At 74.9% G+C, this 21578-nt stretch carries 15 protein-coding genes; 7 read left to right on the top strand and 8 right to left on the bottom strand.

Going from position 1 to position 21578, the window contains the following annotated elements; genetic code table 11:
* Positions 1-49: 49 nt before the first annotated feature.
* Both ACTMTB_RS17050 and ACTMTB_RS17045 read right to left on the bottom strand, forming a co-directional pair.
* Positions 50-1780, bottom strand: coding sequence for an ABC transporter ATP-binding protein (locus ACTMTB_RS17050; protein ID WP_441146700.1), 1731 nt, complete (start codon positions 1778-1780; stop codon positions 50-52).
* Positions 1777-3504: an ABC transporter ATP-binding protein gene (locus ACTMTB_RS17045; RefSeq protein WP_441146833.1), complete on the bottom strand. Its 1728-nt coding sequence runs from the start codon at positions 3502-3504 to the stop codon at positions 1777-1779. Before ACTMTB_RS17045 ends, ACTMTB_RS17050 begins: the two co-directional genes overlap by 4 nt.
* Positions 3505-3739: 235 nt before the next feature.
* On the opposite strand from ACTMTB_RS17045, the gene ACTMTB_RS17040 reads away from it, so the two are divergent.
* The gene (locus ACTMTB_RS17040; RefSeq protein WP_441146698.1) at positions 3740-5449 is read left to right on the top strand and encodes a bifunctional 3'-5' exonuclease/DNA polymerase; all 1710 of its coding nucleotides are present in this window, start codon (positions 3740-3742) and stop codon (positions 5447-5449) included.
* Positions 5450-5582: 133 nt separating this feature from the next.
* On the top strand, positions 5583-6176 hold the full coding sequence (locus tag ACTMTB_RS17035; protein ID WP_441146697.1) for a nucleotidyltransferase family protein: 594 nt from the start codon (positions 5583-5585) through the stop codon (positions 6174-6176).
* Positions 6177-6267: 91 nt separating this feature from the next.
* On the opposite strand, the gene ACTMTB_RS17030 is transcribed toward ACTMTB_RS17035, so the two are convergent.
* The 6 genes from ACTMTB_RS17030 to ACTMTB_RS17005 all read right to left on the bottom strand — a co-directional run bounded on the left by ACTMTB_RS17030 (position 6268) and on the right by ACTMTB_RS17005 (position 15287).
* Positions 6268-7194 (bottom strand): amidohydrolase family protein, encoded by a 927-nt coding sequence (locus tag ACTMTB_RS17030; RefSeq protein WP_441146696.1) that lies wholly within the window; start codon positions 7192-7194, stop codon positions 6268-6270.
* Positions 7191-8000 (bottom strand): metal-dependent hydrolase, encoded by an 810-nt coding sequence (locus ACTMTB_RS17025; RefSeq protein ID WP_210779445.1) that lies wholly within the window; start codon positions 7998-8000, stop codon positions 7191-7193. The genes ACTMTB_RS17030 and ACTMTB_RS17025 overlap by 4 nt, the downstream gene beginning before the upstream one ends.
* Before the next feature lie 101 nt (positions 8001-8101).
* Positions 8102-9799: a protein kinase domain-containing protein gene (locus tag ACTMTB_RS17020; protein ID WP_441146695.1), complete on the bottom strand. Its 1698-nt coding sequence runs from the start codon at positions 9797-9799 to the stop codon at positions 8102-8104.
* Between the two features lie 87 nt (positions 9800-9886).
* The gene (locus ACTMTB_RS17015; protein WP_441146693.1) at positions 9887-11794 is read right to left on the bottom strand and encodes a serine/threonine-protein kinase; all 1908 of its coding nucleotides are present in this window, start codon (positions 11792-11794) and stop codon (positions 9887-9889) included.
* A 78-nt stretch (positions 11795-11872) separates the two neighbouring features.
* Entirely contained in the window at positions 11873-13204 is a 1332-nt protein-coding gene (locus ACTMTB_RS17010) for a glycosyltransferase family 4 protein (protein ID WP_441146692.1), read from the bottom strand.
* A 142-nt stretch (positions 13205-13346) separates the two neighbouring features.
* On the bottom strand, positions 13347-15287 hold the full coding sequence (locus ACTMTB_RS17005; RefSeq protein ID WP_441146691.1) for an amylo-alpha-1,6-glucosidase: 1941 nt from the start codon (positions 15285-15287) through the stop codon (positions 13347-13349).
* Between the two features lie 45 nt (positions 15288-15332).
* Between ACTMTB_RS17005 and ACTMTB_RS17000 the strand changes: the two genes are divergently transcribed.
* The 5 genes from ACTMTB_RS17000 to ACTMTB_RS16980 all read left to right on the top strand — a co-directional run bounded on the left by ACTMTB_RS17000 (position 15333) and on the right by ACTMTB_RS16980 (position 21528).
* Entirely contained in the window at positions 15333-18041 is a 2709-nt protein-coding gene (locus tag ACTMTB_RS17000) for an MGH1-like glycoside hydrolase domain-containing protein (protein ID WP_441146689.1), read from the top strand.
* Positions 18042-18111: 70 nt separating this feature from the next.
* On the top strand, positions 18112-18738 hold the full coding sequence (locus tag ACTMTB_RS16995) for a TetR/AcrR family transcriptional regulator (RefSeq protein WP_441146687.1): 627 nt from the start codon (positions 18112-18114) through the stop codon (positions 18736-18738).
* A 103-nt stretch (positions 18739-18841) separates the two neighbouring features.
* Positions 18842-19540, top strand: a complete 699-nt coding sequence (locus ACTMTB_RS16990; protein ID WP_441146685.1) for an HAD family hydrolase — start codon at positions 18842-18844, stop codon at positions 19538-19540.
* Between the two features lie 28 nt (positions 19541-19568).
* Positions 19569-20360 carry a DUF4184 family protein gene (locus ACTMTB_RS16985; protein ID WP_441146683.1) on the top strand — a complete coding sequence of 264 codons (792 nt, stop codon included), beginning with the start codon at positions 19569-19571 and terminating at the stop codon, positions 20358-20360.
* A 466-nt stretch (positions 20361-20826) separates the two neighbouring features.
* Entirely contained in the window at positions 20827-21528 is a 702-nt protein-coding gene (locus tag ACTMTB_RS16980; RefSeq protein ID WP_210779498.1) for a L,D-transpeptidase family protein, read from the top strand.
* The last annotated feature ends 50 nt before the right edge of the window (positions 21529-21578 follow it).

The following is a 21578-nucleotide window of genomic DNA, read 5'->3' as shown; positions in this document are numbered from 1 at the left end:
CCCGCCGCGGATAGCCACTCTTTCCGTGAAAGAGGGGCCGTGCCGGGGGTCATGGGTGCCAGGAGCGCCAGAGGGCGGCGTAGGGGCCGTCGGCGTTGACCAGGTCGTGGTGGCTGCCGATCTCGGTGATCCGGCCGTCGGACAGCACGGCGACCCGGTCGGCGTCGTGCGCGGTGTTGAGCCGGTGCGCGATCGCGATGACGGTGCGCCCGGTGAGCACGGCCGCGAGGGCCCGCTCGGTCCGCCGGGCGGTGGTCGGGTCGAGGGCGGCGGTCGCCTCGTCGAGGATCAGCGTGTGCGGGTCGGCGAGCACCAGCCGGGCGAGGGCGAGCTGCTGGGCCTCGGCCGCGCCGAGTTGCCGGGCCCCGTCGCCGAGCGGGGTGTCCAGGCCGTCGGGGAGCGCGGCGTACCAGTCGGCGCCGACGGTGCGCAGCGCGGAGCGCATCTGCTCGTCGGTGGCGTCCGGCGCGGCGAAGGCGAGGTTGTCGCGTACCGAGCCGATGAAGACGTGGTGTTCCTGGGTCACCAGGGCGATCCGGCGGCGGCGCTCGGCCGGGTCGAGGTCGGTGACCGGGCAGCCGCCGATGCTGACCACGCCCTGGCGGGGCGCGTCGATCCCGGCCAGCAGCCGGGCCAGGGTGGACTTCCCGGCCCCCGACGGGCCGACGACGGCCAGCCGCTCGCCGGGCCGGACCTCCAGGTCGATGCCGTGCAGCACGTCGTGGCCGGCGGCGTAGGAGAAGCGGGCCCCACGTACGACGAGTCGCTCATCACGAGGGCTGCGCGCGGTGCCGGGCGCCTCCGGCGGCACCAGGCCGACACCGAGCACCCGGGCGAACGAGGCGAAGCCCCGCTGCGCCTGCTCTGTCCACAGCAACAGCCGGTCCAGCGGTTCGATGGCCTGTTGCAGGTAGAGCGCGGCGGCCACCACCGCGCCCAGCGAGACGTCCCCCCGGGACAGCAGGTACCCGCCGACGAGCAGCGCCGCGGCGACCGGCAGCGGATAGCTGGCCTCCACCACGCTGAAGAAGACCGTCCGCAGCCCGAGCGTCGCGCGCCGCGCGGCCCACAGCCGGGCGATCCGCGTGGTGCCGCGGGCGATCCGCTCGTCGGCGAGGCGGAACGCCTCGACGGTGCGGGTGCCCTCGGCGGTGCTGGTCAGCGTCTCGGTCAGCGCGGCGGCGGCCGCGCCCTCGGCCAGGTACGCGGGGCTGGCCCGGCGCAGGTACCAGCGGGTCGCCGCCCCGATCGACGGCAGCCCGGCCAGCGCCGCCAGGCCGAGCAGCGGGTGCAGCAGGAAGACCGCCCCGAACAGCAGCGCCAACTGCACCGAGGCGATGACCATGGTGGGCACCACGTCGCGGACGGTGGTGCCGACGGTGGACACGTCGACCGAGCTGCGGGTGGCCAGTTCCCCGGAGCCGGCCCGCTCGACGACGGAGACGGGCAGCTCGAGCGTGCGGTGGACGAAGTCCTCGCGCAGCTCCGCCACGGCCCGCTCCCCGAACCGATGGCCCGCGTACTGGGCGTACCGGGAGAGCACCGCCTGCACCAGGACCGCCCCGCCGATCGCCAGCGCCAGCCGGTCGACGGTGGCCACCCCGGCACCCCCGGTGACCCGGTCGACGATGCGGCCCAGCAGCCACGGCGGGGCGAGCCCGGCGACCGCGGCGGCGCTGTGCAGCGCCAGCACGCCCAGGACGGCGCGCCGGTGCCGGCCGATCAGGTCGCGCAGCGCCCGGCGTACGGTGCCGCGGTCGGCCACCGGCAGTCGGCTCACCGGAGGGCACTCTCGGAGTCGGTGGGCCGGTCGACGTCCGGGTCGGCGCTGTCCCGGGCCACCAGCCGCCGGTAGTCGGGATCCCGGTCGAGCAGGTCGGCGTGGCCGCCGGTGCCGACGATCCGGCCGCCCTGCAGGTGGGCGACCGTGTCGGCCCGGCCGAGCAGCAGCGGCGACGTGGCCAGCACGAGGGTGGTCCGGCCGGCCCGCGCGGCCCGCAGCCGATCGGCGATCCGCGCCTCGGTGTGCGCGTCCACGGCGGAGGTCGGGTCGACGAGGATGAGCACCTCCGGCTCGGCGAGCAGCGCCCGGGCCAGGCGCACCCGTTGGCGCTGGCCGCCGGAGAGCGTACGGGCCCGGGCGTCGAGCGGGGTGTCGAGCCCGTCCGGCAGCGCCTCGGCCACGTCCTCGGCGGACGCGGCGCGCAGCGCCGCCACCACCGGCTCGTCGTCGGTCCCCGGCCCGCCCCGGTCGTCCTCGCCCGGTCGGGGGCGCAGGACGTCGCGCAGCGTCCCGGCGAACAGGTACGAGTCGTGGTCGGCGACCAGGATCCGGGCCCGGACCTCGTCCAGCGCGATCCCGGTCAGCGGCACACCACCCCAGGTGACGTCGGAGGCGACGTACCGGCCGAGCCGGTCGGCGAGCGCCAGCGCCTCGGCCGGGTCGTCCGCGGCGACCCCGGTCAGCCGCCCGGCGCGCACGGTCAGCCCGGTCACCGGATCGTGCAGGTCGGCGGGACCACCGGGCGCGGGCACCGCCTCCGACCGGCGGGCCGCCGGCACCCGACCCCGCTCACCGGGCGCGGTCCGGGGGCCGCCGACGTCGTCCGGGACCAGGTCGAGCAGGGCGACGATCCGGCGGGCGGCGACCCGGCCGCGGATCAGTTCGTGGCTGCCCTCCAGCAGGAACCAGACCGGCACGACGAGGGTCGCCACGTATCCGTAGACGGCGACCAGCTCGCCGATGCTGATCTCGCCGGTGACCGCCATCCGGGCCGCCAGCCACACCACCGCCGCGAGGAACAGCCCGGGGATCGCGACCGTTGCCGCGTCGATCCAGCTGTTGACGGCGCCGACCCGGTAGCCCTCGGCGAGCAGGTCCCGGGAGCGGGCGGCGTACCGGCGGGCGAACAGGTCCCGGCCGCCGACCCCGGCGAGGACGCGCAACCCGGCGACGATGTCGCCGGAGCGGGCGGTGAGGGCGCCCTGCTGCTGCCGGTAGACCGACTCGGCGCGGTCGAGGCGGCGCAGCAGCGGCCCGACCACCAGCCCGACCGCCGGCACGCCCACCAGCACGCAGAGGGCGAGGAAGGGGGAGATCGACCAGAGCACCACGGCGATGACCGCGTAGGCGACGACCGCGCCCACCCCCGGGCCGGTCAGCGTCAGCACCTGCGCCGTCCAGTCGATGTCGGAGCCGCCGACGGTGGCCACCTCGCCCGCGGCGACCCGGCGCGGCAGCACCGCGCCGATCCGGGACAGCTGCCGCAGCACGACGGCGGCCGAGCGGGCCTTGGCGTCCTCCCGGATGAAGGTCATCGTGCGGTGCCGCATGATGCCCAGGTAGGACAGGCCCACCCCCGCGACGACGATCGCCGCGACCCAGAGCCACAGGGCGCGGTTGTCGTGGGCGCGCAACCCGTCGTCGACCGCGCGGGCGATCAACCAGGGCCGCACCGACAGCCCGACCATCCAGGCCGTGCCGAGCAGGCTGCCGCGCAGCACCCGCCAGGGCTGGCAGCGGACCAGCCACCACATGTAGCGCAACGGCCCCCTAATGTCCGGAGTGCCGGGCTCGGAATGGGGGATCTGCGGGGGCACCCGCCCACGCTACCGACCGGCGCGATGATCCACCGACCCGTCCGTCGGCGTCCCGGCCCGCACCGCCGGCCCTGTCCGGCCGGCCGGGGCGGGTCTCGCCGGAAGCCGGGGGCGGCGGCGCGGGCGGGCGGATCGGTCGGTGTCACACGGGCGAGGCAGAATCGCATCCGTGCTGGTGGCGGTGGTGGCGGACGAGCGGGGCGGGGGAGTCCTCCAGCCCCTCGACGCCCATGGGCGTCCCGCCGGCGCGGCCGGCGCCGTCGCCGACCTCGCCGCCGCGGTCGCCGCGCGGGAGGCCGCCGAGCACCCGCGCTGGGTCTGGGCCTCGGGTGTCGCGCTCTATCCCGCGCTGCTGCGCGCCGGGGTGCGGGTGGAGCGCTGCCACGACGTCGAGCTGACCGAGGCCCTGCTGCTCGGCCACGCCGGCCGCTGGGGCGAGCCGCGCTCGCTCGCCGCCGCGCACGCCCGGCTCACCGGGGCGGCCGTGCCGCCCGACCCGCCGCCCCGGCCGCCCGCGCCGCCCGGGCACGGCCAGGTCGCGCTCTTCGACGCCGTCCCCGGGCCGCCGGGCCCGGGCATCGAAGCCCTGGTCGAGGTGTACGCCGACCAGCTCGCCCGGATCGCGGCCACGCAGCACCCGGGCCGGTTCCGGCTGCTGGTCGCCGCCGAGTCGGCCGGCGCGCTGATCGCGGTGGAGATGGGCGCCGCCGGCCTGCCCTGGCGCGTCGACGTGCACGACGCGATCCTCGACGAGCTGCTCGGCGAGGCGTCCCCGGTCGGCGGGCCGCCCCGCCGGCTCGCCGAGCTGGCCGCCCGGATCGCCGACGCCTTCGGCGTACGTCAGGTGCACGCCGACTCCCCGGCGGAGCTGCTGCGGGCGTTCGCCCGGGCCGGGGTGGAGCTGCCCAACACCCGGGCCTGGGTGCTGCGCGGCGTCGACCACCCGGCGGTGCCGCTGGTCCTGGAATACAAGGAGCTCTACCGGATCTGGACGGCGCACGGCCGGGCCTGGCGGGACGCCTGGGTCTCCGACGGCCGCTTCCAGCCGGAGTACGTCCCCGGTGGGGTGGTCTCCGGCCGGTGGGCCACCCGGGGTGGTGGCGCGTTGCAGATCCCCAAGGTGATCCGGCGGGCGGTGGTGGCCGATCCGGGCTGGCGGTTGGTGGTCGCCGACGCCGGTCAGCTGGAGCCCCGGGTGCTCGCGGCGGTCTCCGGCGACGCCCGGCTGGCCGCGGCCGGCGGGGCGGGCGACCTCTACGCGGCCCTGGCCCAGGACGCCTTCGCCGGTGACCGGGCGCGGGCCAAGGTGGCCCTGCTCGGGGCGATGTACGGCCAGACCGGCGGGTCGGCCGTGCCCGCGCTGGCGGTGCTCAAGCGCAGCTACCCGACCGCGTTCGGCTACGTGGAGGCGGCGGCCCGCACCGGCGAGGCGGGCGGCCTGGTCCGCTCCTGGCTCGGGCGCACCTGCCCGCCCGGCACGGCGGGGTTCGTCGACGGCGACGAGGCGGGCGTCGACCCGGACGTCGGCGCCGACCCGCAGTCCCCGCGTGCCCGGGCGGCCCGGTCCCGGGGGCGGTTCACCCGCAACTTCGTCATCCAGGCCACCGCCGCCGAGTGGGCCTCGACGCTGCTCGCCACGCTCCGGGGCGAGCTGGCCGGCACCGCCGCCGAGCTGGTGTTCTTCCAGCACGACGAGGTGATGGTGCACTGCCCGGCCGAGCAGGCCGAGGCGGTCGCCGCCGCGGTCGGCCGGTCCGGCGAGCGGGCCTCGGCGCTGCTGTTCGGGGACACTCCGGTCCGGTTCCCGCTGGATCTGTCCATCGTCGACTGCTACGCCGACGCGGCATAGCGCACAATTTTCCTATTTGCCCCGCTACCCGGCGCCGGGGGCGCTCGTTGGGTCCGGTGTGCGCAACGGGCCGGGCAGCTCTGCTCGGTCCGTCTTCACGACGGAGGTGGCGCAGCTGAACCGGATCGCAGGGATGATCATCGCAGCGGGCGGGGGACGCCGGATCGGCGGACCCGAGGCGCTGCTGCACCAGAGTGGCACGCCCCTGGTGAACCAGATGATCGACACGATGACCGAGGCGGGCTGCGAGCAGATCGTGGTGGTTCTGGGCGCGGCCGCCGACCAGGTGCGGGAGACCGCCGACCTGAGCCGCGTCACGGTGGTGGTCAACCGTGCCTGGGGCACCGGGGTCGGCTCCTCGATCCGGGCCGGCCTGGCCGCGCTCGCCGACGAGGGGGTCGAGGCGGTGGTGGTCGTCCCGGTGGACATGCCGGGCCTCACGCCCGCCGCGGTACGCCGGGTGGCCGCGCTGCCGTACCCGGACGTGCTGGTCTGCGCCACCTACGACGGGCTGCGCGGCTACCCGATGCTCTTCGGCCGGCGGCACTGGTCCGGCATCGCGACCCTGGCCAGCGCCGACGTCGGCGCCCGGCCGTACCTGCTGGCGCACAAGGACCAGATCGTCGACATCGCGTGCGATTCGGTGGCCGACGGCAGCCGGGTCGACACGCCGGAGCTGATGGCGCTCTACGGCCTGACCGTCCCGCCGCAGCGCGTCGGCGTCTGAGCCGTCCCCGGTACCCGGCACGCCGCCCGCTGCGACCGGTGCTGGTGGCCCCGTCGGCCAGTCTGGTCCTGGTGCCGCGATCCGGAGTGGATCACACGACGGGTGGCACCATCGTTCGGTCCAGGTCGAACAGGGCGGCGGCGCCGTCCCAGCACACCGCGCGCAACCAGTCGTCGCCCAGGTCGAGCCGGGCCAACCCGGCCAGTTGCTCGGCGTACGGGTAGGGGATGTTCGGGAAGTCGCTGCCCAGCAGCACCTTGCCGGCCAGCCCCAGCTCGCGCAGCCGGGGCAGCTCACCGGCGGGGAAGGGCACGAACCGGTCGAAGAACGGGGTGAACGCCATGGTGGTGTCGAGCCGCACCCGCTCGTACCGGTCCGCGAGGTCGAGGAAGGCGGCGTAGTCGGGCGCGCCGAGGTGGGCCACGATCGCGCTCAGCTGCGGATGCCGGGCCAGCAGGGCCGCGAAGCCCGCCGGCCCGGTGTGCGTGGTGCCGACCGGGGCGTGCCCGGCGTGCACCACCACCGGCACGGCCGCGTCGGCCAGCAGCCCCCACACCTTGTCCAGCGCCGGGTCGGTCGGTGCGAACCCGCCGACCTGGACGTGCACCTTGAACACCCGGGCGCCGCCGTCCAGCGCCTCGGCGACGTACCGGGGCGCGTCCGGCTCGGGGAAGAAGGTCGCCGAGGGCAGGCACTCCGGCGTGGCCCGGGCGAAGTCCAGCGTCCACCGGTTCAGCTCCGCCGCCATGCCGGGCCGGTGCGGGTACGCCAGCGCGCTGAACGCCCGTACGCCCATCCGCCGCAGGTGCGCCACCCGGTCGTCGTCGCTCCACCGGTACCGGATCGGCCACTCGGTGCCCACCAGCGGCCCGGCCGCGTCGAAGTACGCCCACACCCGGCGCAGCAGCCGGGGCGGCAGGAAGTGCACGTGCACGTCGGCCAGCCCGGGAATGCCCAGGTACCGGCAGAACGCCGGAACGTCGTCGTCGTCGGCCGGCACCGGCCCGCTGGTGGTCACACCTCGATATTGAACCGGTGCAGCACCGACGGCGCCACCAGCCCGACCGCGGCGAGCACGGAGAGCACGGTCAGCGCGGTGCGCAGCACGATCACCTCGGCCTTGCTGCCGGTCCGCAGGGCGATGCCGTTCGGCAGGCCGACCATCAGCCACATCCGCCGTTTGATCGGGATGGGCCACAGGATCGGCACCCCGGCCTTGGTGATCATGTCGCCGAGGATGTGCACGAAGCAGCCCACCCCGACGGCCAGGCCGATCATCGGATAGCCCCGGTCGCCGGGCAGGTTGGCGAAGGTGAACCAGGCGGCGGCGGCCGAGGCCAGCGTGACGATGACCCAGCCGGCGCGCTCGGCCCACTCGTCGAAGAGCCCGCGCAGGGCCAGACCGATCATGAAGAACAGGATGCCCACCACGGCCCACTTGCCGTACGCCGCGCAGAGCGCGGTGGTGCCCCAGCCGACGAGGACGGTGAACGGCAGGGTGTGGGTCAGCGTCCGGTGGCCGTTGCTGCGGCGCGGGTCCCGGCTCAACTTGGTGGCGTAGTAGACGCCGAGCGAGATCTTCTCCATCACCTCGGCGATGAAGAGCGAGAAGACCCCGAAGGTGCGGGCCACCGTCGCGCCGCCCTGGTTGCGGGTGACCTTGCCGGAGAGGTCGAGGTCGGGGAAGAGCGCCCCGCCGGCGCAGACCGCGGTGCCGACGGCCAGCGCCAGCGGCGACTGGTGGTAGTCGGCGAACTGGTCCAGCGCCCACGAGCCGGTCAGCCACACCGCCGCGCCGGACAGCGCGTGGGATGGTCCCATCATGTCGCGTCGCCCTCCCCAGGTTCTTGATCGACAAAACTACGCCACTGTGCCAGAGCCGCCGCCGAGGGGGCAATCACCCGGACGGTCCACAGGGGAGGGCGTCAGGCGGTGGGCCGGAAGCTCTGCCGGATCATCAGGAAGTATGTCGCGTTGACCTGCCAGTCGAACTCTTCTGTCAACCATGAGACGGTGTAGGCCCGGCCCGCCGCGACCGCCACGATCAACCGGGCGGTGTGCACCTGCACGCCGGCGGCGTTGAGCCAGGAGCACTCCCACAGCGCCCCGCCCCGGAACATGTCCAGCCGGGAGATGTCCACCCGGCGGTAGCCGGGCAGCGCCCCGTCGCCGGTCAACCGTCGCTCCTCGGCCCGCCAGTGGGCGACCGGGTCCGCCGGCGCGACGCCGGGGGCCACGCTGAGCACCCGTCCACCGCCCGGCTCCCGGAAGCAGGTCACCGTGCCGTCGGTGAAGCGCAGCCAGCGGGCCGGGGCGGCGATCCGGAAGCCGGTCGCGTCCTCGTACCAGGTCCACCCGGCAACCAGCGCGGGCTCGCCGGTCGGCGGGGGCACGGAGGGGACCGGGGTGGCGTCCGCCGGGGCGGGCGTGCCGCACGGAAAGGCGACGGGCCGGACGGCGGTCGCGCCCCCGCCGCCGCCTGGGGAGGGCGACGCCCGGTCGCCGCCGCCGCGCAGCGCCGCCGTGACCCCGGCGCCGACCAGCAGCGTGCTCGCCACGGCCACCGCGACCAGCCCCTGCCGCCGGCGGCGCGTGCCCCCCCGGCTACCCGGGACGACCGGGGCGGGTGCGGCGGCGGTCCACGGCACGACGGCGTCCCCCGGTGTCGGCGGGCTCGCCGCCCGCTCGCCCCCGCCCCCGGCTGGCGCGTCCGTCGGCGTCGGGGCGTCCGCCGGTGTCAGTGCGCCGCCCGCCGCCGGGCGGCCGGCCTCCCACGACGCGGGCGGCGCGGCGGCCGGGACGCCATCGGCGGCGGCGAGCGCCGCCCGCAGCAGCCGTTCCGCCTCGACCGCGGTCGGCCGTCGCCACGGGTCGCGCTGCAACAGCCCCTCCAGCACCGGCCGGAGCGGCCCGGCCCGGCGGACCGGGTCGGGCGGCTCGGTGGCCAGCGCGCTCAGCGTCGCCATCGCGGTGGGCCGGGCGTACGGGGACTGGCCCTCCACGGCCGCGTACAACGTCGCGCCCAGCGACCACAGGTCGGTGCGCGGGTCGGAGACGCCCTCCCGGGCCCGTTCTGGGGCGACGAACTGCGGTGAGCCGAACACCAGGCCCGGGCCGGTCATCAAGCCGTCCCCACCGTCGAAGGTGGCCAGCCCGAAGTCGGTGAGCATCACCCGTCCGTCGTCGGCGACCAGCACGTTGTGTGGCTTGACGTCGCGGTGCAGCACCCCGGCGGCGTGCGCGGCGCGCAGCGCGGCCAGCACCGCCAGCCCGATCCCCGCGACCCGCCCCGGCTCCAGCGGTCCCTCGGTGGTGAGGATCTGCTGCACCGAGCGGGACGGCACGTACTCCATCACGATCCACGGGCTGTCCCGGTCGTGCACGACGTCGTAGAGCCGGACCACGTTGGGGTGGTTCAGCCGGGCCGCGGTCCGCGCCTCGCGCAGCGTCCGCAGTCGCAGCTCGTCCCGTTCGGCCTCGTCGAGCCAGTTGGGCGGGACGACCTCCTTGACCGCGACGTCCCGGTGCAGCATCTCGTCGCGGGCCAGCCAGACCCGGCCCATCCCGCCGCTGCCGACCAGCTCGAGCAGCCGGTACCGCCCGGCGACCAGCAGTTGCTGCACGACGCTCCCCCTCGGCTACCCCCGAATACACGATATCCAGCGGCCTGCGGTTTCTCATCCACAGCGCGGTCCGGTCCGGGGGTGCCGTCAGGTCGGTGAGACCACCTCGGTGACCCGGCCGCGGAAGCTCTGCCGCACCACGGTGAGCTGCCCGGTCGCCGCGGCCCAGTCGTCATCCGCCGTGCTCCAGCCGAGCAACCACCCGCTGGCCTCGTCGCCGGGCAGCAGCCGCAGCGCGTGCTGCCGTTCGCCGAACGGGGCCGTCCAGCGGCACTCCCACTGCGCACCCCGGCCGGTGGCCGCGCCGATCCGCACCTTGGCGTAGTTCGGCAGCGTGCCGGCGTCGACCAGCCGGCGCTCCTGAGACCGCAGCCAGGCGACCGGGTCGGGATGCTCGGCGGTGACCGGCTCGACGCTGAGGGTGCGCCGACTGGACGGGTCCCGGAAGCAGGCGACCCCGTTCTCGGTGAAGCGGAGCCAGCCGACCGGCACCGTGACCCGCCAGCCCTCCTCCACGTGCCAGGTCCAGCCGGCGGGTGGGCGGAAGCCGCCGTCGGCGGTGCCGGGCCGGGCGACGATGGGCTCGCCGACCGGGTGGGGCCGCAGGCAGGGGAAGGGCGGGGGGTTCGGCGGATGGCCGCCGTCCGGCGGCGGCGGCCGGCCCGGTTCGCGGCCGTACGGTCGGTCCGGCCCGCCGTCCTCAGTGGAGGCGGAGCCGCCGGTCGGTGTGGCGGTCGGCGAGCCGTCCGCCTCGTCGTCGACGATCGCGAAGGCGGTGCCGATCCCGGTGGCCGCCGCCACGCCCAGCGCCGTCACCACCAGCGCCACCCGGCGCGGGGTGAGCCGCAGCCAGCCCAGGACGCGCGCGAGCACGGCGCCGAGGTCGACCCGCGGGGCCGGCCGGTCACCGGCCGCCGTGGCGGACTGGCCGGCGCGGGTGGCCGCGCCCTGCGCTTCGCCGGACCCGGCCGGACTCTCCTCGGCGGCGGGCAGCGCGGCGCCGGAGCGGCCCGGCGGGGCGTACGGCGACGACCGGCCACCGGACGATCCCGTGCCGCCACCGCCACCGCCGGCTCCGGACCGGTCCGGCAGGCCGGGCCAGGGCGGCGGTGGAGTCACGATGGTCGCCGAGCGGGCGACGGAGTGCACCACGGTGGGCGGCTCGGCGGCGGGCGGGGCCGGCGGGTGCGCGGCGGCCGCGATCAGTCGGTCGGCCTCGTCGTGGCGGATCCGTCGGCGCGGGTCCCGGCGCAGCAGCCCCTCCAGCGCCGGCCCCAGCGGGCCGGCGTGCGGCGCCGGGTCGGGCGGCTCGGTGGCCAGCGCCGCCAGGGTCGCCATCGCGGTGCTGCGGGCGTACGGCGAGCGCCCCTCGACGGCGGCGTGCAGGGTGGCGCCGAGCGACCACAGGTCCGCCTCCACGCTGGACACGCCCTCGGCGGCGCGTTCCGGGGCGACGAACTGCGGCGAGCCGAGGATCATCCCGGGCCGGGTCGTCAACCCGTCGCCACCGTCGAAGGTGGCCAGCCCGAAGTCGGTGAGCATCACCCGCCCGTCGTGGGCCATCAGCACGTTCTGCGGCTTGACGTCGCGGTGCAGCACCCCGGCGTCGTGCGCGGCGCGCAGCGCGGCCAGCAGCGCCCGCCCGATGCCGGCCGCGCGCACCGGGTCGACCGGGCCGGTGTCCTCCAGGACGGCCTGCAACGTCCGGGAGGGGACGTACTCCATCACGATCCACGGGTGGTCGTCGACCTGGACCACGTCGTAGACCCGGACCACGTTGGGGTGGTTGAGCCGGGCCGCGGTGCGCGCCTCGCGCAGCGTCCGCAGCCGCAGCTCGTCGCGCTCCGCCTCGGCCAGCCAGTGTGGCGGGACGACCTCCTTGACCGCCACCTCGCGGTGCAGGATCTCGTCCCGGGACCGCCAGACGCGGCCCATCCCGCCCCGGCCCACCAGTTCCACCAGGCGGTACCGGCCGGCGATCACTTCCTGCTGCACGGTTCTCCTCACCGTTGGCCGACGTACACCGTAGCCAATGGATCGGGGGAGACCTATCCGTCGTCGGGACCGGGCCGTTCAGCAGGCCGTCCCGTCCATCGCCAGCAGGTTGCCCTCCGGAATGGCGATCCGCGCTCGCCCGCCGGCCAGCAGCGCGGCGGCCCGCCGCGCCTGGAAGGCGCCGTGCTCCCGTTGGGCGGCGGCGTAGCTGCCCGCGGTGCGGGCCGCGATGGTCGCCCAGCCGTACCGCCGGCTGACCATGGTGCGGGCGCGGCGGGCCACCCGGCGGGCGAAGACCTCGTCCCGCAGGAGCTGGTCCACCGCGCCGGCGAGGGCGTCCGGGTCGCTGTGCGGGAAGGTCACCCCGGTGACACCGGGCTCGACGATCTCGGCCAGCCCGCCGGTGCTGGCCACCGCCAGCGGCGCGCCGGCCGCCGCGGCTTCGAGGGCCACCATGCCGAACGGCTCGTAGAGGCTCGGCACCACGGTCGCGTCGGTGGCGGCCAGCACCGCCGGGAGCTGGGTGGCGTCCATGAAGCCGGCGAAGCGGACGGTGTCGCCCAGGTCGAGCCGCCGCGTCTGGTCCACCAACTCCTCCCGGTACGGCCCGTCGCCGGCGATCACCACCCGCAACCCGGGGTGTCGCCGGCGCAGGTGTGGCACCGCGTGCACCAGGTGCTGGACGCCCTTCTCGTAGACCAGCCGGCCGGCGTAGCCGACCAGGGGGCCGTCCCCGGCGAACCGGGCGCGGGCCGAGGCGACCGCCCGGGGGCGGGCGTGCCAGACCCGGTCGTCGACGCCGTTGGGCACCACGTCGACCCGTCCGGCCGGCACCTCGAAGAGCCGGCTGACCTGCTCGCGCATGTAACCCGAGCAGGCGATCACCCGGGCGGAGGCATTGCTGAGCCAGTGCTCGACGCCGTGGATGGTGCGGTTCATCTCCTCCGGCAGCCAGCCCTGGTGCCGGCCGGCCTCGGTGGCGTGGATGGTGGTGACCAGGGGCAGGTCGAGGTGCTCGGCGAGGGTGATCGCGGTGTGTGCGACGAGCCAGTCGTGGGCGTGGACCACGTCGTAGTCGCCGGACTCGGCGGCGCGCAGCGCGGTGCGGGTCAGCGTGTGGTTGAAGGCCATCGTCCAGGCCAGCAGGGAGCCGGTGGCCAGCGGGAAGGTCACCGGGTCCTCGGCGGCGCGCAGCACGCGCACGCCGTCGGCGTACTCCTCCAGGGGCGCGCCCTCGGCGTGCCGGGTGACGACGGTGACCTCGTGCCCGGCGGCGGCCAGGGCCACCGACAGCGCGTGCACGTGCCGGCCCAGTCCACCGACGAGCACGGGCGGGTATTCCCAGGAGAGAATCAGCACCCGTTGGTGCCGGGCGGGGTGGATGTCGATCACGTCGGCGTCAGGTGACATGAAGCCCCCTTTGAGTTGTCCCCCGTACGTGCGGCGGAAGGCACCCCACCGGGTGCCCGCCGTCTCGCCTGGGTCGGGGCCCATCCTGCCGATCGCTGGATAACCAGCGGAGACGCCGTCGTTGCCGGGATGTAACGCCTGTTTAGCGCAGCCGGCGGACCCGCAGCAGCTCGGCCACCGACCACGCCTGGAACGGGCAGCCGGTCGCGGCGTGCGGCGGGGCGCCGTCGGCCGTCTCACTCACCGATCCTAGGCCATAATCGCCCAAATGGCCCTCAAGTCCGACCAAAAGGTCATCGGTGGGCAGACCGGCCTTCCGGTACGCGTCGACGAACGGTCCGATCAGCCACGGCCAGACGGTCCCCTGGTGGTAGGCGGTGTCCCGCTCGGCCGGCCCGCCCCGGTGCCGGGCCGCGAAGTCCGGGGAGTCGGGGGAGAGGCTGCGCGGGCCGAGCGGGGTGAACAGCCCGGCCGCCACCCGGCGCAGCACCGCCGGGTCCGGCTCCAGCGGGGCGTACGGCAGGGACCAGGCCAGCAGCTGGTTGGGGCGCAGCAGGTCGTCGTCGTGGTACGCCGCCCCGCCCAGCGGATAGGCCGGCGCCGGCGCGTCCACCACGTCGTGCAGCCAGCCGGCCGGCGACGGGAACCGCTTGCCGAACGCCTCCCGGGCCCGGGCGTGCAGCCGCCACAGCTCGGCCGCGTCCCGGCCGGCCAGCTCGGTCAGCTCGGCCAGGCCGGCCAGGCCGTTGACCCAGAGCGCGTTGACCTCGACCGGCTTGCCGGTGCGCGGCGTCACCGGCACTCCGTAGACCCGCGCGTCCATCCAGGTCAGCGCGGTGCCCGGAATGCCGCCCTGGGTGAGCAGGCCGTCGGCCGGGTCGACCGCGATGCCGTACCGGGTGCCGGCCAGGTGCGCCTCGACCACCGCGTGCAGCGCCGGCAGCAGTTCGTCGCCCAGGTCGGTGTCGCCGGTGAGCGTGACGTGCCGGCTCACCGCGTGCAGGAACCACAGCGTCGCGTCGACGGTGTTGTACTCCACCCGGCCGGTGTCGGCGGTGTTCGCCAGCATCCCCTCCGACAGCGTGGCCCCGTACGAGCGCAGCAGCGCCCGCCCCTCGTCGGCCCGCCCGGTGCACAGGAACAGTCCCTCGTACGAGGTCATCGTGTCCCGTGACCAGGCCCCGAACCAGGGGTAGCCGGCCACCACGTCGGGCCCGGCGGACGTGCGCACCACGAACGCGTCCGCGGCCAGGGTGAGGGTGGCCTCGACCGGGTCGGCCGGCTTCGCCGCCGCCACCACCGCCCGGTGCCGTCGGCGGGCCGCCGCGACCACCTCGGTCGCCGACGGCGGCTCGTCAGCGAGGTCACCGGCCCAGGCCAGCACCGACACCGTGTCGCCGGGGCGGTCCAGCGCGCCGGCGAAGCGGCCCGCGTACCAGAGGTCCTCCTCCGGGTGCAGCCCGCGCGCGGCCTCCTCGCGGTGGTGCACGCCGAGCCACCACTGCCCCTCGGGCGTCCAGTCCGGCCCGGCCAGCCGGAACGAGCCCTCCACCACCGCGCCGCCGTCGACCGGCTCCATCCGGGGCGCCGGGCCGTCCGCGCGGCGCTCGCCGTGCGCGTCCCGCCAGGTGCAGGCCGCCGAGAGCTCCAGCCGGACCGGGCCGCCGGCGACCAGCCGGTGCACCACCGCCACGCCGGGGCGGCCGTGGGTCATCGCCAGCTCCCGCTCGATCACCACGTCGCCGATCCGCCAGCGCCAGCGCGGCAGCCCGTCGACCAGCTCGAAGCGCTCCAGCAGCTCGAAGCCGCGCGGGTCGACCACGCCCGAGGACCACTCGTGCGCGCCGAGTCGCACCCGCGCCCCGGAGGGCAGGGTCACCGCCGGGTCGAGGCTCACCAGTCCCACCCGGCGGGACGCCGGCGTCTCGCCGGCCACCACCAGCAGGCCGTGGTAGCGCCGGGTGCGCAACCCGCTGACCGTGCCCATCGCGTACCCGCCCAGGCCGTCGGTGACCAGCCACTCCCGGGTCGCCCCGCCGGCCAGTTCGCCGCAGACCTGCGGACCGAAACCGATCTCGATCAACTACTTTCCTCCTGCGGCCGCGAGGTGTGACGCGCCACGACGACAATGGCCCTTGTGGTGAAGTACCCGGGCGGCGTCGAAGATGTGCACGTGTTCACCGACTCCTCGCCCTCCGACGCACCGTCCCCCGACGCCGAGCGGCTCCGGCTGGCCCAGGCCGACGCCCGGGAGCAGGACTGGCGCGCATGGGGTCCCTATCTGTCCGAGCGGGCGTGGGGGACGGTACGGGAGGACTACAGCGAGCACGGTACGGCGTGGGACTACTTCCCCCACGACCACGCGCGGTCCAGAGCCTACCGGTGGAACGAGGACGGCATGGCGGGCGTCTGCGACGACCGGCAGACCTTCTGCTTCTCCCTCGCGCTGTGGAACGGTGTCGACCCGATCCTCAAGGAGCGGATGTTCGGCCTCGGCGGCGACGGCGGCAACCACGGCGAGGACGTCAAGGAGTACTGGTGGTACGAGGACTCCACGCCCACCCACTCCTGGATGCGCTGGCGCTACCACTACCCACAGGCCGCCTTCCCCTACGACGAGCTGGTCGCGGTCAACGCGCTGCGCGCGCGGGACGAGACCGAGTACGAGCTGGTCGACACCGGGATCTTCGACGACGACCGGTACTGGGCGGTGACCGTCGACTACGCCAAGGCGTCCCCGACCGACATGTGCATCCTCGTCACGGTCGCCAACCGGGGCGACGAGGCGGCCACCCTGCACGTGCTGCCGCACCTGTTCTTCCGCAACACCTGGGCCTGGGGGCTGCCCGGCGCCGATCGGGTCCCCCGGCTGGTCGGCGAGGGCTCCCGGCTGGTCGGTGAGCACTGGGTGCTGGGCCAGGTCCTGCTGGAGGGCGACGGCGCGCCGACCCCGCTGCTCTGCGACAACGACACCAACGCCGAGCGGCTCTGGGGGCTGCCGGGGCGGTCGCCGTACCCGAAGGACGGCATCAACGACCACGTCGTGACCGGCGCCGCCACGGTCAACCCGGCGCGGGAGGGGACCAAGGGGGCGCTGCACTACGTCCTCGACGTGCCCGCCGGCGGCCAGCGGCAGATCCGGCTGCGGCTGACCCGCACCGCCCCGCCGCCCGGCACCTCCCCGCCGCCCCCGGCGGACCTGCGCGACGGCTTCGACGCCGTGCTCTGGGCCCGCCGGGCCGAGGCCAACCGGTTCTTCGCCGGGGTCATCCCGGCGGCGGCCAGCGCCGACGAGGCCCTGATCGCCCGGCAGGCGATCGCCGGGCTGATGTGGGGCAAGCAGTTCTACCACTTCGACGTCAAGCGGTGGCTGGAGGGCGATCCCGGCTCCGCGCCGCCGCCGGCCGGTCGCCGGCACGGGCGCAACAGCGCCTGGTGGCACATGAACAGCTTCGACGTGTTCTCCATGCCCGACCCCTGGGAGTACCCCTGGTACGCCGCCTGGGACCTGGCCTTCCACTGCGTCAGCATCGCCCGGGTCGACCCGGGCTTCGCCAAGGACCAGCTGCTGCTCCTGCTCCGCGAGTGGTACCTGCACCCCAACGGGCAGATCCCGGCGTACGAGTGGGCGTTCGGCGACGTCAACCCGCCGGTGCACGCCTGGGCGGCGCTGAAGGTGTTCGAGATCGACGGCGGGCGTGACCACGAGTTCCTGGCCCGGGTGATGCACAAGCTGCTGCTCAACTTCACCTGGTGGGTCAACCGCAAGGACACCGGTGGCAACAACGTCTTCGAGGGCGGCTTCCTCGGGCTGGACAACGTCGGCCCGTTCGACCGGTCCGCCGCGCTGCCGGTGGCCGGGGTGCTGGAGCAGTCCGACGGCACCGGCTGGATGGCGATGTACGCGCTCAACCTGCTGGACATGGCCATCGTGCTGGCCGAGCACGACCACGCCTACGTCGACACCGCCACCAAGTTCTTCGAGCACTTCGCGTACATCGCGGCGGCCGCGTACTCGCAGGGGCTCTGGGACGAGGAGGACGCCTTCTTCTACGACGTGCTGCGGCTCGCCGACGGCAGCCAGGTGCCGCTGCGGGTGCGTTCGGTGGTCGGGCTGCTGCCGCTGGCCGCCACCACCCGGCTCACCGCGCGTACCCTGCAACGCCTGCCCGAGCTGGGCGCCCGGCTGCGCTGGTTCCTCACCCACCGCCCCGAGTACGCCGACGTGATCGGCTCCCGCCGGCTCGGCCCGGACGGCCGTCAGCAGCGGCTGCTCTCCATGGTCGGCCCGGAGCAGGTGGTCCGGCTGCTCGCCCGGATGCTGGACCCCGACGAGTTCCTCTCGGACTACGGCCTGCGCACGCTGAGCCGCGCCCACCTGGACAAGCCCTTCTCGGTGACCCTGGGCGGGCAGGAGTTCGCCGTCGGGTACGAGCCGGCCGAGTCGACCAGCGGTTTGTTCGGCGGCAACTCCAACTGGCGGGGCCCGATCTGGATGCCGACCAACTTCCTGCTGATCAGCGCGCTGCGCGACTACGCCGCGTTCTTCGGCGACGACCTCCAGGTGGAGTACCCGACCCGCTCCGGGCGCAAGTGCACCCTGGACGAGATCGCCGACGACCTGTCGGCCCGGCTGATCTCGCTGTTCACCCGGGACGACTGGGGGCGGCGGCCGATCTACGGCGCCGCCCAGCTCTTCCAGACCCACCCCGACTGGCGGGACCTGATCTGCTTCCCGGAGTACTTCCACGGTGACAACGGCGCCGGCCTGGGGGCCTGGCACCAGACCGGGTGGACCGCGCTGGTCGCGGACCTCATCCTCACCCTGCGGCGCTGACCGGCCGGGTGAGAGTCGCCAATCCGTCACCTAACGGTGACCGGGGGTGATCGTCGCTAGCATCGACCGGGTGTCGCCCACCGACGGCCCGGACGCCGAGCCGGCTGGTTCGAACGCGCCGGCCGAGTCCAACGAGCCGGCCGCGCCGAACGAGCCGGCCGAGCCGGCCCGGGTCGTGGCGGCCGCCCGGCAGCTGGCCGAGGCCGAGGGGTGGGCGGCGGTGACCCGCCGCCGGCTGGCCGAGCGGACCGGGATCGACATCGAGACCCTGTACCGCCGCTTCCCCGATCCGGCCGCGCTGGTGGCCGCGGTGGCGCTGCGCGGCTTCGCCGACCTGGCCGCCGCCCTCGCCGCCGCCCGGGAAGCGGCCGGCGACGACGGCGCCTGGCCGGCGGTGGTGACGACGTACCTGGACTTCGCGTACGCCAACCCGGAGGTGTACGACGCCATGCTCGCCCACACCCCGGACCTCACCCTCGGCCGCGACCCGGCGCCCGGCGCGCCCCGCGCCGCCTTCGCCGAACTGCGCGCCGCGCTGACGCCGTTGGCCGTCGGCCGCGACCCCGACGCGCTCGCCGAGATCGGCTGGGCCCTCCTGCACGGCACGGTCATGCTGACCCGGGGCGGCCGGCTGCGACCGGAGACGCAGGAGCAGCGGGAGGAGTTGATCGCGGCCGGGCTGTTCGCCGCGCCCTGACCGACGGGGTCGCGTGTCGGGGGCCACGCGGCGGTGTAACCCGGATGACCGTCGCCGGCGGCGCGCAGTAGCGTGTCCCGGAGCCAGACCGGGAGGGAAACCGATGGAACAGCGCCGGGACGCGGCGGTGCTCGTCTTCGACGCCGACGACACGCTCTGGGAGAACAACGTCGTCTTCGAGCGGGTGATCGACGACTTCCTGGACTGGCTGGAGCACCCGACGCTGGACCGGGCGCAGATCCGGGCGGTGCTGGACGACATCGAACGCGCCAACGCGGTGGCCCACGGTTACGGCAGCAAGGTCTTCCTGCGCAGCCTCGGCGAGTGCCTGGAGCGGCTGCGCGAGCGGCCCGCCACCGAGCGGGAGCGCCGGGAGATCGACGAACTGGCCGCCGCGCTCGTCGCCCACCAGGTGGAGCTGATGCCCGGCGTCGCCGACACGCTGGACGCCCTCGCCGGCCGGTACGACCTGCTGCTGCTGACCAAGGGCGACCGGGAGGAGCAGCAGCGCAAGCTCGACGCCTGCGGGCTGCTGCACCACTTCGACGCCGCGCACATCGTGATGGAGAAGGACGTCGACACCTACCGCTGGCTGGCCCGGGAGCACGGCTTCGACCCGGCCCGCGCCTGGATGATCGGCAACTCTCCGAAGTCCGACATCCTGCCCGCCCGGGCCGCGGGCATGAACGCGGTGTTCATCCCGAACGACAACACCTGGGTGCTGGAGCACGACGAACTCGATCCGGCCGACGAGGGTGTGCTACGCCTCAAGGAGTTCACCGACCTGCTTCGGTACTTCTGAGCCCGCGCGGGCCGGTAATGTCCGGTAGGTGCCCCTGACGTTCCCCTCGCACCTGGCGCCGGTGCTGCCGCTCAAGCTGTGGCGACCGCGCTGGTTCGACGGGGTCGCGCTGGCCACCGGCGCGGTGTCGCCGGACGTCGCCTACCTGTTCACCGGCACCGGGATCGAGCTGGGCGGGCACACCCACACCGCGGGCGGGGTGCTCTGGTGGGGTCTGCCCGTCGCGCTGGCCTACGCCTGGATCGTCCGCCGCACGGTGGCCGGGATCGCGGTGCACCTGCCCGGCGACCGGCTCTTCGCCTGGCGGGATCACGCCGCCCTCGGCGCGGTCCGGCACCCCTGGCAGGTCACGGTCTGCTCGGCGCTGATCGGCGCGGCCAGTCACGTGCTCTGGGACCGGGCCACGCACACCGAGCGCTGGCTGCGCCTGGTCGGGATCGAGGACTTCCACGGGCACACCGGCATGTACTGGTGGTTCTTCTCGGACCTGGTCAGCACCGCCGTCGGCGGCGTCGTGGTGGTCGCCCTGGCGCTGCGGGCGGCCCGCCGGGGTGAGATCTTCCAAGGGGTACGACCGCCCGCGCCGCCGACGCGGCCCGCCGTCTTCTGGGCAGTGGCCCTGCCGGTCACCGCCGCCGGGGCGACGGTGCTGCCGCTGCTGCCGGCCGCCACCGTGCCCGCTCCCGCCGGGGTCCGACTGCTGCACCTGGCGGCCCTCGCGCTCATCGCCGGCGCCGCCGCGGCGGGAGCGCTCTCCGTCGGGCCGACGGACCCTGGCCGGACGGGTCGCTTCGAGGAGAAACAGCGTCAACCCGGGTAGCCGCGTTACGCGGACATGCCGCATTTCCTGATTGGTATCAATCACATTCGGCGGAGCCCCGGAATGCTTGTCCGAGCGGCGGCCGGATGCCTAACCTGGGCGCGCGTTCACGGCTCTTCGGGGTGAGTCGGGAACGCACCGAAGTCCGGTAGTTGGGCACCGTGGAGCTGAGTGCAGGCGGGCCGGCTCGCCGTGCTGAGCCCGGCGTGGGCGGCGTGCCACGCCCGCCGTGCTCGCAGCGGCGATTCCGCTACCACACCGGACGGCTGGTGGTCAGGGCCGGGGAGTTGCGGACCCGGTCCTGACCCGCCACCAGAACTGTTTAGCGCCGATCCCTCTTCTCCACCGGAAAGAGAAAGCGTCGCGAGCCTCTCCCGCGTTACATCGACCCGCCGAAATTGTGCGACGAGATCCGTCACCATTTCCGGGACACCGGGAAGACGGCCGGGATGCGATCATCTGGCGAATGGAACCAACTCCTATCGCCGGTGGCCCCGTCGGGACGACGACGGGCCGGGCGAAGCCGATCCCGCCGCCCAACCGGGCCTCCCGGTTGACCACCCTGCCCGCCGCGACCACGCAGGTGGTCGTCGTGACCGGCGACGGCTACAGCACCACCTACGCCACCTTGGAGACGTTCCACAAGGTCAACGGCCACTGGGTGGCGGTGTCGGCGCCGCTGCCGGCCCGGATCGGCTCGAAGGGCTTCAGCGACAACCACCTGGAGGGCGTGCCGAACACCCCCACCGGGGTCTACTCGTTCGGCCCGACCATGTACGGCATCGGCGCGAATCCCGGCGTGCGCTACCCCTACCACCAGGTCGTGCAGTACGACTGGTGGAACGAGAACCCGGACTCGCCCGCGTACAACACGTTCCAGCACACCACCACCAACCCGGGTGGTTGGAGCGAGGCGCTGTGGACCGAGAAGCCGGCGTACACGCACTTCGCGGTGATCACGTACAACATGTCGCCGAACGTGGCCGCGCCCGTTCCCGGGAAGGGCAGCGGGATCTTCCTGCACGAGTACAGCACCTCCGGCGGCAACGCCACGGCGGGCTGCGTGAGCATGTCCCACGCCAACCTGGTCTCGGTGTTGAAGTGGCTCGACCCGGCCCGCTCGCCGCGCATCGTCATGTGCCCGGTGCAGAACCTGGGCCGTTACTAGCCAGTTCCGGATCCACCAGGAGCCTCCGGCCGAACGGCCGGAGGCTCCTT

The organism is Micromonospora sp. L32, assembly GCF_052068055.1.
In the GTDB taxonomy this organism is placed as follows: domain Bacteria; phylum Actinomycetota; class Actinomycetes; order Mycobacteriales; family Micromonosporaceae; genus Micromonospora; species Micromonospora purpureochromogenes.
Note: the sequence above shows the minus strand (reverse complement) of the source record. Positions and strands in the feature narration are given on the sequence as shown.

Excerpts from the sequence above, each read along its gene's own strand:
- ACTMTB_RS17035 (WP_441146697.1), top strand. The coding sequence starts at position 5,583 with ATGATCATCGCAGCGGGCGGGGGACGCCGGATCGGCGGACCCGAGGCG.
- ACTMTB_RS17025 (WP_210779445.1), bottom strand. The coding sequence starts at position 8,000 with ATGATGGGACCATCCCACGCGCTGTCCGGCGCGGCGGTGTGGCTGACC.
- ACTMTB_RS17010 (WP_441146692.1), bottom strand. The coding sequence starts at position 13,204 with ATGTCACCTGACGCCGACGTGATCGACATCCACCCCGCCCGGCACCAA.
- ACTMTB_RS17000 (WP_441146689.1), top strand. The coding sequence starts at position 15,333 with ATGGCCCTTGTGGTGAAGTACCCGGGCGGCGTCGAAGATGTGCACGTG.
- ACTMTB_RS16990 (WP_441146685.1), top strand. The coding sequence starts at position 18,842 with ATGGAACAGCGCCGGGACGCGGCGGTGCTCGTCTTCGACGCCGACGAC.
- ACTMTB_RS16980 (WP_210779498.1), top strand. The coding sequence starts at position 20,827 with ATGGAACCAACTCCTATCGCCGGTGGCCCCGTCGGGACGACGACGGGC.